General features: G+C 73.5%; 11 protein-coding genes and 1 pseudogene. 7 read left to right on the top strand and 5 right to left on the bottom strand.

Annotation, left to right across the window (positions count from 1 at the left end):
• Window positions 1–4: 4 nt before the first annotated feature.
• The 7 genes and pseudogenes from RB614_RS04745 to RB614_RS04715 all read left to right on the top strand — a co-directional run.
• Window positions 5–424, top strand: a complete 420-nt coding sequence (locus RB614_RS04745) for a DUF350 domain-containing protein (RefSeq protein WP_308711100.1) — start codon at window positions 5–7, stop codon at window positions 422–424.
• The gene (locus RB614_RS04740; protein ID WP_308711099.1) at window positions 424–1188 is read left to right on the top strand and encodes a hypothetical protein; all 765 of its coding nucleotides are present in this window, start codon (window positions 424–426) and stop codon (window positions 1186–1188) included. The genes RB614_RS04745 and RB614_RS04740 overlap by 1 nt, the downstream gene beginning before the upstream one ends.
• Window positions 1185–2693 carry a polyamine aminopropyltransferase gene (locus tag RB614_RS04735; RefSeq protein WP_308711098.1) on the top strand — a complete coding sequence of 503 codons (1509 nt, stop codon included), beginning with the start codon at window positions 1185–1187 and terminating at the stop codon, window positions 2691–2693. The genes RB614_RS04740 and RB614_RS04735 overlap by 4 nt, the downstream gene beginning before the upstream one ends.
• 31 nt (window positions 2694–2724) lie before the next feature.
• Window positions 2725–3567 (top strand): DUF427 domain-containing protein, encoded by an 843-nt coding sequence (locus RB614_RS04730; protein ID WP_308711097.1) that lies wholly within the window; start codon window positions 2725–2727, stop codon window positions 3565–3567.
• Window positions 3564–3989 (top strand): nuclear transport factor 2 family protein, encoded by a 426-nt coding sequence (locus tag RB614_RS04725; RefSeq protein WP_308711096.1) that lies wholly within the window; start codon window positions 3564–3566, stop codon window positions 3987–3989. The genes RB614_RS04730 and RB614_RS04725 overlap by 4 nt, the downstream gene beginning before the upstream one ends.
• Window positions 3990–4759: 770 nt before the next feature.
• A complete protein-coding gene (locus tag RB614_RS04720; RefSeq protein WP_308711095.1) occupies window positions 4760–5167 on the top strand; it encodes a hypothetical protein in 408 nt (135 codons plus the stop codon).
• 1031 nt (window positions 5168–6198) lie between these two features.
• Window positions 6199–7047 (top strand): annotated as a pseudogene (locus RB614_RS04715) (class F sortase); the annotation flags it as partial.
• A 325-nt stretch (window positions 7048–7372) separates the two neighbouring features.
• Here the strand turns inward: RB614_RS04715 and RB614_RS04710 are convergent.
• From RB614_RS04710 to RB614_RS04690, 5 genes are all read right to left on the bottom strand, one after another.
• Window positions 7373–9013, bottom strand: a complete 1641-nt coding sequence (locus tag RB614_RS04710; protein WP_308711093.1) for an amidohydrolase — start codon at window positions 9011–9013, stop codon at window positions 7373–7375.
• Window positions 9014–9121: 108 nt separating this feature from the next.
• Window positions 9122–9826: an ABC transporter ATP-binding protein gene (locus RB614_RS04705; protein WP_308711092.1), complete on the bottom strand. Its 705-nt coding sequence runs from the start codon at window positions 9824–9826 to the stop codon at window positions 9122–9124.
• A complete protein-coding gene (locus RB614_RS04700) occupies window positions 9819–11702 on the bottom strand; it encodes a branched-chain amino acid ABC transporter ATP-binding protein/permease (protein WP_308711091.1) in 1884 nt (627 codons plus the stop codon). Before RB614_RS04700 ends, RB614_RS04705 begins: the two co-directional genes overlap by 8 nt.
• Window positions 11699–12568 carry a branched-chain amino acid ABC transporter permease gene (locus tag RB614_RS04695; RefSeq protein ID WP_308711090.1) on the bottom strand — a complete coding sequence of 290 codons (870 nt, stop codon included), beginning with the start codon at window positions 12566–12568 and terminating at the stop codon, window positions 11699–11701. Before RB614_RS04695 ends, RB614_RS04700 begins: the two co-directional genes overlap by 4 nt.
• A gap of 72 nt (window positions 12569–12640) precedes the next feature.
• Window positions 12641–13903: an amino acid ABC transporter substrate-binding protein gene (locus tag RB614_RS04690; protein ID WP_308711089.1), complete on the bottom strand. Its 1263-nt coding sequence runs from the start codon at window positions 13901–13903 to the stop codon at window positions 12641–12643.
• Window position 13904: the final 1 nt, after the last annotated feature.

The following is a 13904-nucleotide window of genomic DNA, read 5'->3' as shown; positions in this document are numbered from 1 at the left end:
ACCGATGGACCTGGTCACCGACCTGCTGGTCACCCTCGCGTACGGCGCGGTCGGCGTCGTCCTGATGGCGATCGGCTACGTGCTGGTCGACGTCGCCACGCCCGGCCGGCTGCGCGAGCTGATCTGGGTCGACCGCAACCGCAACGCCGCGCTCCTGCTCGCCTCCAACCTGGCCGGCGTCGGCGTCATCGTGGTCGCGGCGATCGTCTCCAGCGACGACGACTTCGTCGACGGGATCGTCGGCGCCGGCGCGTACGGGCTGCTCGGCCTGCTCATCATGTCGGCCGCGTTCGTGCTGCTCGACCTCGCCTCGCCGGGCAAGCTCGGCGAGATCCTGGTCGACCCCGAGCCGCACCCGGCGGTCTGGGTCTCCGGCGTCGTGCACCTCGCGACCGGCGGCATCATCGCCGCCGCGATCAGCTGATGACCAGGCCGGCCAGGCCCGCCCGCAAGCCCACGACCCGGGCCAAGCGCATCGCCCGGGTCCTGAAGGTGCTGGTCTTCGCCGGTGTCCCGCTGGCCGCGGTCGGGGTCTGGCTCGCCGTGGCGCCGCCGAGCCTCGACGGCGGTACGACCGTGCCCGCGCCGGACGGCGAGATGGGCGCGCAGACCGCCGCCCAGCTGGCCAAGGCGAGCGCCGCCCAGGGTGTCTGCTACGGCTGGCAGCTCCGCAGCGGCGGCACATCGGTCAGCCGCGGCTCCAACCTCGGCGCCGGTACCGCCGTCGACAGCGACCCGGCCCGCTGCCCCCGGTGGGTCGAGGTGCAGGCCTCGGTGACGTGGACCTCCTCGGCCAGCGAGGCCCCCGACTCCGCCTGGGTCACGGTCGCCGCGCAGGGGGTGGCGCCGCCGCCGGAGAGCCGGCTGGACCGGTTCGGGATCACCGACGGCGCGTTCGTCGACGAGCCGGACTGGGCGGTCTGCCAGGCCGCGCTGGCGCTGCCGCTGCTGCTCGCCGAGACCGGGGCGGTGCCGCCGGCACCCGTCGCGACCGCGGGCGCCGCCGCCGGGCCGGCACCGGAGGCCGGCAGCGACTTCTGGCGCGACCGCTGGCCGTTCGCGGTCGGGGCCGCCGTCCTGCTCGCCCTCGCCGCGCTGACCGTCGCGATCGGCTGGTTCGAACGCAAGCACGAGCGCACCCGGGCCCGGCCGGCCCCCACCGCCCCGACGCCGGCCGCCGGCCCATGAGGTTCGCCCGGAGCGCGGTCCTCGCGGCGGTCTTCGTCTGCGCGGCCTGCGGCCTGGTGTACGAGCTCGCGCTCGTCACGCTCGGCAGCTACCTGATCGGCGACACGGCCGGGCAGGCGTCGATCGTGCTCGGCGTGATGGTGTTCGCGATGGGCATCGGCGCGCTCGCCGCCAAGCCGCTGCAGAGCCGCGCCGCCGTCTCGTTCGCGGTCATCGAGATGGCGCTGGCCCTGCTCGGCGGCCTCTCCGTGCTCGCCCTCTACGCCGCGTTCGCCTGGCTCGACCTGTACGCGCCGGCGCTGGTCGCCACCGCGTTCGTGCTCGGCGCCCTCATCGGCGCGGAGATCCCGCTGCTCATGGTGCTGCTCCAGCGGATCCGCGAGCAGGCGGCGGGGAGCGCGGTCGCCGACCTCTTCGCCGCCGACTACGTGGGCGCGCTGCTCGGCGGGCTCGCGTTCCCGTTCCTGCTGCTGCCGGTCTTCGGCCAGCTCCGCGGCGCGCTGGTGGTCGGCGCGGTCAACGCCGTCGCCGGCACCGCCCTGGTCTTCACCCTCTTCCGGCGAGACCTGGGCCGCCGCTCGCGCGCCGCGCTCACCGCCGGCGCCGTCTGCGTCGGCCTCCTGCTCGGGTACGCGTACGCGGTGGCACACGACTTCGAGGTGACCGCGCGCCAGCAGCTCTACCGCGACCCGGTCGTGCACGCCGAGCGCAGCCGCTACCAGGAGATCGTGCTCACGAAGTCGGTCGGCTCCACCGATCTGCGGCTCTACCTCAACGGCGACCTGCAGTTCAGCTCCGTCGACGAGTACCGCTACCACGAGGCGCTCGTGCACCCGGTGCTCGCCGGCCCGCGGGCAAACCTGCTCGTGCTCGGCGCCGGCGACGGCCTGGCGGCACGCGAGGCGCTGCGCTACCCGGACGTGCGCTCGGTGACCGTCGTCGAGCTCGACCCGGCGGTGGTCGCGCTGGCCCGCACCTGGCCGGCGCTGCGGGCGCTCAACGGCGGCGCGTTCGACGACCCGCGGGTGCGGCTGGTGCACGAGGACGCGTTCGCCTGGCTGCGCGCCGCGCCGTCCCGCTACGACGCGGTCATCGTCGACCTGCCCGACCCGGACGAGACGGCGACCGCCAAGCTGTACTCGGTCGAGTTCTACACGCTGCTGCACAACGTGCTCGCGCCCGGCGCGCGGATGGTGGTGCAGGCCGGCTCGCCGTACTTCGCGCCGCGCTCGTTCTGGTGCATCGAGGCGTCCATCCGCGCGGCCGGGTTCGCGACGACGCCGTACCACGTGGATGTCCCGTCTTTCGGGGATTGGGGTTTCGTCCTTGCCGGTGCCACTCCGGCGCTTGCCGCGGACGCCCCGCCGCTGCGGTTTCTCACCCCGGAGGTGCTGCGCGCGGCCACCGTCTTCCCGCCGGACCGCGGGCGCGTCACGGTGGAGGCTTCGACGCTGCTCGATCCGCGGGTACTGGAGTACGCGCGGCGGGAGTGGCGGAACTACTGACGCGCGACCCGGGCCGTGCCACGCTGAACCGATGTCACTGACGATGGGCAGCGGCCCGTTCGGCCACGCACCGGCGGGCGTCTTCGCACCCGGCAACGTGCTGATCGACCCGTACCCCCGGCGCATGCGCGGCCTCCTCGACGGGGTGACGGTCGTCGACTCCACCCACGGCCAGCTCGTGCACGAGCCGGGGCGGCTGCCGCGCTGCTTCTTCCCGGCCGCCGACGTCCGCACCGACCTGCTCGTCGCCGGCCCGGCCGGGGTGCCGTCCGCGGCGCTCGGCGAGAGCCAGGTGTGGGACCTGCGGCTCGGCGACCGGCTGGTCGAGCGGGCCGCGATCGCCTACCCGGCCCCGCCGCCCGAGGCCGCCCGCGTCGCCGGCCACATCGCCCTCTACTGGCGGGTGATGGACCAGTGGTACGAGGAGGACCTGCCGGCCGTGGCCCACATCCGCGACCCGTACCACCGCGTGGACGCGCTCCCGTCCTCCCGGCACGTGCGGGTCAGCCTCGACGGGGTGACCCTCGCCGAGTCGGACGGCGCGGTGGTCGTCTACGAGACGGGGCTGGTGCCACGCTGGTACTTCGCCCGGTCCGACGTGCGCGTACCGCTGGAGCGTAGCGACTACCGGTCCTGGTGCGCCTACAAGGGCGAGGCCACGTACTGGTCACTCGCGGTGGGGGACACCCCGCACGTCAACCTCGCCTGGACGTACGCTTCTCCCCGGCACGACGCGGCGCTGGCCCGCGACCGGGTGGCCTTCTTCAACGAGCGGGTCGACCTGGACGTCGACGGGGCGCGCGAGGAGCGCCCGGGCGGCCCGTGGGCGGACCCGGACTGGTGGCGGGACAGGACGTTCGAGGGGGATCTGTGACGGGTTCGAACCGGGAGATCGCGACCGCCGCGTTCGCCGAGTGGGCGGCCGGCGGCGGGCACGTGTCCAGCATCTTCGCGCCGGACATGCGGTGGGAGATCGTGGGGCGCTCGGCCGCCTCCCGCGTGTACGCCAGCGCCGAGGAGTTCGAGGCGCGGGTGCTCCGCCCGTTCGGCGCGCGGTTCGACCCCGAGGCCCCGTTCCGCCCGGTGACCATCCGCGCCGTCTACGCCGACGACGAGCAGCAGACGGTGGCGGTGGTGTGGGACGGCGAGGGCACGACACTGGCCGGGACGACGTACCGCAACACGTACGCGTGGTTCATGCGGTTTTGGCAGGGCAAGGTCGTCGAGGGGACCGCGTTCTACGACAGCATCGCGTTCAACGAGCTGTGGGCAGAGGTGCTGCCCGCGGACGGCTGAGCCCAGCCCGTTCGCCCTTCCCCCGGCGCTCCGCTTGCCTGGCGGCGTTGTGGCGCTTTCGCGCTTTCGCACGGCGGTGTTTTCGCGCTTTTGGGCGCGGCGGCGTTTTGGCGTTTTTCGCGCGGCGGCGTTTCGCGCTTTCGCCTGGCGGCGCGTGTGGGCGGTGGCCGTGTGTGGGCGGGCGGCCTGTGTGGCGGTGGCCGTGTGTGGGCGGGCGGCCTGTGTGGCGGCGGCCGTGTGTGGGCGGCGGCCTGTGTGGGCGGCGGCCTGTGTGGGCGGCGGCCGTGTGGGCGGCGGCCTGTGTGGGCGGCGGCCGTGTGGGCGGCGGCCTGTGTGGCGGTGGCGTGTGTGGGCGGCGGCGTGTGTGGCGGTGGCGTGTGTGGCGGTGGCGCGTTTGGGCGGCGGCGCGCGTCCGCGCGTGGGCCGTTCGGGCGGTGGCGGTGGTTTGCGCGGCGGCCCGTTTGTGCCCCAGGCGGTCGGGAAACCCAGAAGTCATGAGCTACAACTTCGTCGCTCGTACTATGTTCGTCGCTACGACCGCCGCCGTGATGACCGGTCTTCCCGCGCTGCAGGCGTCCGCCGCCGCACCAGTCGCGGCCCGCGGCGCGGATGCTTCCCTTCCAGCCGGCGCGGCTCCACCTCAGGCCCAGCCCCGTGGCGTTCCGTCCGGCGCAGCCGGTGTCTCGTCTGGCGCGCGTGGCGTTCCGTCCGGCGCGGACGGTGTTCCGTCCGGCGCGCGTGGCGTTCCGTCCGGTGTGCGGGGTGCCGAGGTGTTCGTCCAGGTCACGCCGAGCACCGTGCAGGCCGGCGACCAGGTGGAGATCCAGGCCAGCTGCGACGGCAACGACCGGGAGGCCACCGTGCGCTCCGACGCGTTCGGCCGGGCGTCGGTCAGCCCGAACAACGGGCTGCTGACCGGCACCGCCACGGTCCCCGACCGCAAGCCGCCGAACACGTACGACGTCGTCCTGACCTGCCGCAACCAGACCACCGCCAACACCACCCTCACCGTCGTCAACATGAGCAAGGCCAGCCGCGGCCCGGCCACGGGCGCCGGCGGTACCGCCGGCGGCACGGTCAGCCCGCTGGTCCTGACCGGCGGCCTGGGCGTCGTCGCGGTGGGCGCCGGTGTCGCGCTGATCGTCCGCAGCCGCCGTAGCGCCGGATCCGGCAGCTGACCGGACCGCGCATGGCCGGACGCGACAACCGGCGGTGGCCGGGCGCCGAGGCCGTCATGAACGCGGCTGCGGGCATCGTCCGCGAGATCGCCCGCGCCAGCGTGGCCTCGTCGCCCGGGCGTGCCCCCTCTGACGATGGCCACGCTGAGCCGGGCCAGGGCCAAACGCCCGAAGCTCCGCCGCCCGCCACGCCAGAGCCGGCGCCCGACCCACCGCCCGAACCCGCGCCCCGCCGCCAGGCGGCCGCCGTCTCCCGGGCGGAGCTCTCCACCTTCGGAAGCGCCCGCGCGGGTTCGGGCCCCGCTCCGGGTTCGGGCCCCGCTCCGGGTTCGGGCCCCGCTCCGGGTTCGGGCCCCGCTCCGGGTTCGGGCCCCGCTCCGGGTTCGGGCCCCGCTCCGGGTTCGGGCCCCGCTCCGGGTTCGGGCCCCACCTCGGGGTCGGGCTCGGCTCCCGGGCCGGGTTCCGCTTCGGGGCCAGGCACGGCGTCCGGTTCGAGTCCCGCTCCGGGGGCGACCTCCGCTCCGGGGGCGAGCCCCGCCCCGGGATCGCCCCCCGCTTCCGCGCCGCGCGTTGGTCAAGATCCCGACAAAGTCAGGGACTTTGTCGCTTCCCGCGCCGTCGAGGCAGCAAAGTCAGGGATTTTGTCGGCACCGCGACCCGGTGGCGCGGCGGGCGGTCGGCACCGCGCCGTGCGAAACAGGTCGTGGTACGCGGGCGCCCTCAGGCGGGCCATGCGCCACCACGACCCGTCCCGTCCCGCCCGCACGCCCTTTCCGGCCGTGCGGTCTCAAGCCGCAGCCCCGGCGCAGGCCGCGACGGCCCCGACGACCCGGACAACGCCGGCGCCCCCGAAAGCGCCGACGACCCCGGCAACGCCGGCGGAGGAGCCGGCCATCCCCGCAGCGCGGCCACAAACCGCGACCCCGGCGGAGGCCGCGACCACCCCGGCACCGCGGCCAGAAGCGGCCGCCCGGCCCGGGGACGCGGCCGCCCCGGCGGAGGCCGCAACCACCCCGGCACCGCGGCCGCAAGCGGCGGCGGGGCCGCAAGCGGCGGCGGGGCCGCAAGCGGCGGCGGGGCCGCAAGCGGCGGCGGGGCCGCAAGCCGCCCTCCCCGCCGTCCGGCCGAAGGCCGAAACCGTCCCCGCGACCAATCCGCGACCGGCACCGCACCGCGGTCCGCGGGGCGCGAGCGCCCCGGCAGCCCGATGGGGCGTCGGCCCCGTACGCCGGACGGCCCGGCGGGTCGGCGGCCCCGACTGGGGCGTACGCCTCATCATGTCGCTGATCATCGCGCTGATGCTGCTGACCGTCAGCGGCTTCGCCTTCGAACGCCTCACCGGCGTCAAGGTCCTCCCCGACGGCCCGGCCGCCCGATTCTGGCCGGCACCGCGCGACTTCCCGGTGCTCGAACGCAGCCTGCCGGTCCGCGTCCGGGCCAACGCGGTCCAGATCAGCGCCCCCGTCCACCCGGTCGGCAACGCGCCGAGCGGCGCCATCGACGTGCCCACGGGTTCGCGCTTCGACGAGGCCGGCTGGTACAACAAGGGGCCCACCCCCGGCGAGTACGGCCCCGCGGTGATCGTCGGCCACGTCGACAGCGGCAGCGGCCCGTCCGTCTTCCACAAGCTGTCCCGCCTGCGCCCCGGCAACCGCGTCGAGATCAGCCGCGCGGACGGCTCGGTCGCCGTCTTCGAGGTCAACGCGGTCAGGCGCTTCGACCGCGACAACCTCCCCACCGACGAGGTGTTCGGCGACTTCAGCCGCCCCGGCCTGCGCCTCATCACCTGCGGCGGCCGGTGGGTGGGCGGCACCACCGGCTACGCCGACAACGTCGTCGTCTTCGCCTCCCTCGTGAAGTCACGCCGCGGCGAGAGCTAAAAGCACGCGTGCCCCGGTCCGCGTCAGCTGCGGACCGCACGCGCGGGGTCCCCGGGGAAACGTGGAGCGCAGCGGAGCGTTTTCCTGGGGTGCTTTCCCGCGGGCACCGCGGAGGCCGGCGGCGAGCTGGCGCTCGCCGAAATCCCCGGCCTCCGCTGCCGGCTCCGCGGGACAAGCCCACCCGGCTCCGGGGCGGATAGCGCCCGTGCGGAGGTCGTGACCCCGGACCGCGCGTAGCCGTTGGCTCGTCTGGAGCGCCCGCGCCGGATGCGACAGCGGGGTGAGGGCGACGCCGCGGGAGCGACGGTCCGGAGACAGCGACGGGTCAGCGTTCGTAGACCACCTTGCCGCCGACCATCGTCAGGACCGGGCGGATGCGCTTGATCTCCTCGGCCGGCACCGAGAAGTAGTCGCGGTCGAGGACGACCAGGTCGGCCAGCTTGCCCTTCTCGATCGAGCCGATCTTGTCTTCCATGCTCAGGTGCCAGGCGTTGTTGACGGTGAACATCCGCAGCGCCTCGGCGCGGCTGATCTGCTGGCCGTCGTTGATGAGGTCGCCGAGCGCGTTGCGGCCGGTGACCGCGAAGTACAGGCCGAAGAACGGGTTGAGCGGCGCGATGTGCACGCCGTCCATGTGGATGCCGGCGTGCGGGATGCCACTGTCCAGGATGGAGCGGAACGGCGAGCCGCTCGCGCCCGCCGTACCCGACGGGTACCGGAACGTGCCGACCTGCACGCTGCCACCGAGCGCGCCCAGCCGCGACAGCAGCTCCGGCGTCACGAACGGTACATGGTGGACGGTCCATCGTAGACCCTTGATGCCGAACTCCGCGTCGACCGCCTCGTACGCCGCCACGATGTTCTGAAACTGGGCGAGGCTGAGCGCCCGGTTCGTGTTGCGCCAGCCGGCCTGGGCGATCAGCCGCTGCGCCTCCAGCCACGCCGCGCCGGAGCCGTCGCCGGGCGCACCCCACTCGCCGATCGCGCCGGTCATCAGCATGTCGTCGCCGAAGAGCGGGAAGACGTTGCGCAGCCGCTCCTTCAGCTCGGGCAGGTTGATGTCGTTCTGGTTGTGCAGGAAGTTGGTCTGCAACCGGACGATCGCGTCGCCGTCGGCGTGCACCGCCAGCCACGAGTCGTACATGCGGTAGTGGTCCAGGTTGGACAGGCTCTGGGTCGGGGCGAGCGGGCCGGGCGTGGGGAAGAGCACCTGGTCCAGTGAGGCGGTGAGGCCGACGCTCGCCGCGTACGCCATCGCGTCCCGGGTGCTGCGCTTCTTGTCCTCGAACGTCTGCCGCACCCGCAGGTGGTACAGCGCGGCGTTGGACTGGGCGCCGGCCGTGATCGTGCCGTCCTCGGCGACGACGACGGGGATCGACGCCGTCTCGAGGAACGCCTTGCCGAGGCTGTTGGCGGTCGCCGGCCCGCTGAAGTTCTGGAAGAGCAGCACCGGCCGGTCGGGTACGGCCGCGTCGAGCTCGGCCCGGTTGGGCACCCGGCGCTCGGCGAACATGTTCGGGTGCCAGCCGCCCATCGCCGTGACGAACTCGCCGGGCGGTACCCCGCGTCGCCGCTTGGCGAGCAGCTCCTGGATCTCCCGGATGTTGCGGGCGTTCTCGATGACGACGTGGTAGCCGGGGCGGTTGGCGAGGCTGACGATGTGGATGTGGCCCTCGACGATGCCCGGCACCACCGTACGGCCGCGCAGGTCGATCACCTTGAGCCCCTGGCCGCCGCGGGGGACGTCCCGGCCGACCGCGGTGAAGACGCCGTCCTCGACCAGGACCGCGTTCACCACCGAGCTTCGCTTGTCCATGGTGTGGACGCGGCCGTTGACGAGCGCGACGCGCTCCACCGGCCCGTGGCCCGACCCGTGCGCGGAGGCGGGCGCCGGGGCCGCCACGGCACCGGCCACACCGACCGCGGCGCCGGCCTTCAACAGGTTGCGTCTGCCGAATCCGGGCATGGTGGTATCGCCATCTCTGTGCATTGTGGATACTCCCTTGTGGTGGGGGCGGCCCGCGGGCCGCGAAGGGGCGGCCCGCGCGGGCCGCGATAGGAGTCGGTACGGGGCTCAGATACCCAGTACGCTGCGCTGGACGGTGTCGCTGGCGCGGAGCTCGGCCGAGGTGCCGGCGCCGGCCACGCGCCCTTCGGCGAGCAGGTAGCCGCGGCTGGCCGCCTCCAGGGCACGGTCGACGTCCTGCTCGACCAGCAGCACGCTCACCCCCTGGGCGTTGACCGCCTCGATCGCCTCGAACACCTCGTCGGTCATCACCGGGGCCAGCCCCAGCGACGGCTCGTCGAGCAGCAGCAGTGTGGGTTTCGCCATGAGCGCCCGGCCGATCGCCAGCATCTGCTGCTCGCCGCCGCTGAGGCTGCCGGCGAGCTGCCCGGTGCGCTGCCGCAGCCGGGGGAAGATGTCGTGGACCCGGTCGAGGCCCTTGCGGTACTCGGCGCGCGCCGTGCGGCGGTACGCGCCGAGGCAGAGGTTGTCGTACACGGACATGCCCGGGAAGACCCGGCGGCCCTCGGGTACGACGGCGACGCCGTACTCGCAGACCTTGTGCGCGGGCAGGGCGGCGACGTCCCGCCCGCCCACCGAGATCCGGCCGGAGCGCTTGGCGTGCAGCCCGGCGACGGCGTTGACCAGAGTGGACTTGCCGGCGCCGTTGGTACCGAGGACGGCGACCGTCTCTCCATCGTGGACGTCCATGGTGACCCCCCACAGCGCCTGCGCGTCGCCGTAGAAGGCATCCAGCTGCCGGATCTCAAGCATGGGCACGCTTCCCCAGGTAGGCCCGGACGACGGCCGGGTCGGTGAGCACCTCGCGCGGGTCGCCGTCCGCGAGGCGGGTGCCCCGGTCGAGGACGACGATGCGGGTGGCGAGCTGGTTCACCACGCGCAGCAGGTGCTCGACGATCACGATCGAGACGCCGGAGCGGTGGACGCGGCGGATCACCTCGACCGCGTTGTCGATCTCAGCGGGGTTGAGGCCGGCGAGGGCCTCGTCGAGCAGCAGCACCTTGGGGTCGGCGGCGAGGGCGCGCGCGATCTCCAGAAGCTGGCGCTGGTGCAGGTTGAGCTTGTCCGGGTACGCGTCGGCGAGGTGCCCGAGGCCGACGACGTCGAGCGGCCCGGCGGCGTCCCGCCGGGCGGTGGCGAGGGACCGCGGCGAGCGGCCGAACATGATGGCCATCGCGACGTTGTCCCGTACCGTCATCGAGGTGAACGGCCGGGGGATCTGGTAGGTGCGGGCGACCCCGGCGTGGGCCACCCGGTGCGGCGGGAGCTTGGCGAGGTCGTTGCCGGCGACGTGGATGCTGCCCCGGGTGGGGCGCAGGCTGCCGGACAGGAGGCCGACGAGGGTGGTCTTGCCGGAGCCGTTCGGCCCGACCAGCCCGACGATCTCGCCCTCCCGCACGGTCAGCGAGACGTCTTCGAGGGCCCGCACCCCGCCGAAGTAGCGGGCCACGTTGCGGCACTCGACGAGCACCTCGCCCACCCCGACCGGTTCCGCGGGCGGGGCGACGGGAGCGGGAGCCGCCTGCTCGGCGGGCTCGGCGACCACCGGAGCGGGCGGAGCGGCGCGCAGCGGCAGCAGCGCCACCGCCGTCGCCGCCAGCAGGCCGACGAGTATCGCGTCGAGCGGCTCGCCGGGCAGCCACACCGCCGCCGCCACGACGGCGGCGGTGACGAGCGCGACCAGCGGGCGGGCGCGGAGCCGGGCGTACACGCCCTCGGGGGCGAGCAGCACCAGCAGCACGAGGACCGCGCCGAGCACGATGAGCTGCCACTCGCCGAGCCCGGACGCGGTGAGCCGGTCCTGGAGCAGCACGACCAGCACCACGCCGACCACCGGGCCGAGCCAGTGCGTCCGTCCACCCAGGACACTCATCACGATGACGAAGAGCGGGACGGTGAGGTGGAAGATGCTGTCCACCGCGACGAAGCCGATCTGCAGCGCGAAGAGGCTGCCGCCCACGCCGCCGATGACCGCGCTGGCCAGCAACGCCAGCATCTTGTACCGGAAGGTGGGCACGCCCAGCCCTTCGGCCACGTCCTCGGCGTCCCGCACGCCGGCGAGCGCCCAGCCGAAGCGGGACTTCCGCATCAGGTACGCGACCAGGACGGCGACCGCGGCGACGAGCAGGTTGAGCAGGTAGAGGAAGTCCTGGAAGAGCCCGAGCCCCGCGGGGAACGGCGGGACCGAGACGATGATGCCCTGCCCGCCGTCGATCGACGAGTTGATCCGGGCCAGCGCCGCGAGGATGAACGGCACCGCGAGCGTGAGCAGCGCGAAGATCTCGCCGCGCAGCGACCGCAGCCGGAACGCGATCGCCCCGACCGCGAGGGCCAGCACCGCGCTCAGCCCGGCCGCCACCAGGATCGTGACGTAGAAGTTGACCCCGTGCCGTCCGAAGAGGACAGCGGTGCTGTACGCGCCGATGCCGACGTACGCCGCCTGGCCGAAGCTGAAGTATCCACTGTAGCCGGAGAGGATGTTCCAGCTCGTCGCCTGCGTGACCCAGAAGAGCATGAGCGTGAGCAGGGCGAGGTAGAAGAGCGGGAAGCCGAGCGTCACCCGGTACAGCGACAGGCAGGCGAGCACCGCCACGACGAGCGGGAAGCCGATGGCGAAGCGGCGCGTCATCTGGTGGCTCCCACGGTGAACAGGCCCTGTGGTCGCAGGATCAGGGCGAGGACGATCGCGGAGAAGAGCACGAACGGCGCCGTGGCGGGGGAGAGCACCACCGACACGACGCTGGAGAGGAGCCCGACCAGTACCCCGGCGGCGAGCGTGCCGACCAGGTGGCCGATGCCGCCGAGGATGACCACCGCGAAGACCGTGCCGAACCACTCGAACGCGGTCGCCGGGGTCAGCGCGTTGGCGAGCGAGAAGAGCATCCCGGCGACGGCCGCGGTGGCGCCGGTGACCGCCGCGAGGAGCACGCCGATCCTGCGGTGGTCGATCCCGAACGCGGCCGCGATCGGCCGGTCCTCGGCGTACGCGCGCAGGGCCCGGCCGATGAACGTGCGCCGCAGCACCAGGTGCGCGCCGAGGATGACCAGCAGCGCGATCGCGAACGCCAGCAGCGTCGGCACCGGGAAGACGAACCGGCCGACCCGCACCGACTCGGTGGCGTACGGGTTGACCTCCGCGGCCATCCGCTGGAAGTCGGCGCTCCAGACGTTGCTGACCGACTGGACCACCACGATGAGCAGGCCGAACGTGATCAGCAGCGAGTTGAGCTCGGAGACCCGCAGGTAGTCGAAGGCCCACTGGAGCGCGCCGCCGAGCACGAACATCGCCGGCACGCTCACCACCAGCGTGACGAGCGGGTTGACCCGCCAGGCGGTGGCCAGCTCGAACGTCAGGTACGCGCCGAGCAGGATCATGCCGAAGTGCGCCAGGTTGATGATCCGCAGTACGCCCCAGGTCACCGAGACGCCGGCGGCCATCAGCGCGTACAGCCCGCCCAGCAGGATCCCGCTGAGCGCCGCCTGAATGGTGGTCATTCGCTCCACTCCTCAACGGCTGGGGTGCGACCGCCCGGGGCCACGGGGGCGGACCGGGCGGTCGCGGGAGGGTCAGGCGGGGCCGCGCAGGGTCGCCGCGGCGCGGTCCGCCGGCCAGACCGTGACCCAGTCACCGTTCTGGATCTGCTTGATGGTCTGGGTCGTCGGCCAGAAGTTGTTCTGCGCCGGGTCGAACGCCAGGTGCCCGCTGAACGTGGTGTCGGCGCCGCTGGCGTGGAGCGCGTCGCACATCTTGGCCTGGTCCGTGCCGCCGGCCGCCTTCACCCCGGCGACCAGGATCTCCCAGGCGTTCCACGAGGACGCGGCCTGCGTCTCGAAGACCGTGTACGGCAGCTTGGCGGCCGCGGCCCGCGCCTTGAAGTCGTTCACGATGGTGGTCGCGTCACCGCCGAGCTTGTCCAATGTGGGCTTGTTCGGCTCGAAGATGCTGACCGACAGCAGCCCTTCCGAGGCCGCGCCGAGGCCGAGCGGTGGGCCGGGCGCGGGGAAGAGGCTGAACATCATCGGCGGCTTGTAGTTCAGCTGCGCCATCGCCTGCAGCAGGTTGACCGGGTCGACGCCGAGGCCGTTGTTGATGACCAGGTCGGGCTTGGCGTCCCGGACCCGGGCCGCGATCGGCGCCCAGTCGGTGGTGGTCGGCGGGTACCGCACCTCCAGCACCAGGTCCAGGCCATTCTGCTTGGTGATGGAGACCGCGCCGGTCTTGTTGTCGCCGGAGCCGTACGAGACGAAGTCCGTCGACCCGTTCTGGTTGGTCAGGATCGCGATCCTCTTCGGCGGGCTGGGCAGGCTCGCGGTCGCCTCGAAGAGCTGCGTCGGCACGAACTCGTTCGGCGTCGGGCCGATCGACCAGGCCGGGAACTGGCACTCGTAGGTCAGCAGCGGCGCGATGACGGCCGTGTGCTGCGGCATCGTGTACCGGTGGCGGGCGGCCACGGCCATCGCGCTCAGGATGTTCGGCGTCGCGTACGGGCCGATGATCAGATCCACCTTGTCCTGGCTGATCAGCTGCTCGTACAGCGTGCTCACCTTGGCCTGGTCGGACTCGTCGTCCCGGACGACCCACCGCACCGGCCGGCCGAGCAGCCCGCCGGAGGCGTTCAGCCGCTCCACGAAGAGCTCGCCGGCGATCTTGTGGATGGCGCCGGTCGCCGCGAACGCGCCGCTGAGCGAGAGCGTGGAGCCGACGACGATCGGGTCACCGCTCGCCGCCGACGCCGCGCCGGCGTCCTCGGACGGCGACTTGGACTCGCACGCGGCGGCGGCGAGGAGGAGCAGGGCCGCCGCGGCCGCGACTATCGTGTTCTTGCGCATG

Origin of the sequence: Phytohabitans maris (genome assembly GCF_031085175.1) — a bacterium.
In the GTDB taxonomy this organism is placed as follows: Bacteria; Actinomycetota; Actinomycetes; order Mycobacteriales; family Micromonosporaceae; genus Phytohabitans; species Phytohabitans maris.
The sequence above is the reverse complement of the archived record's forward strand: the minus strand, read 5'-3'. Positions and strand labels throughout refer to the sequence as shown.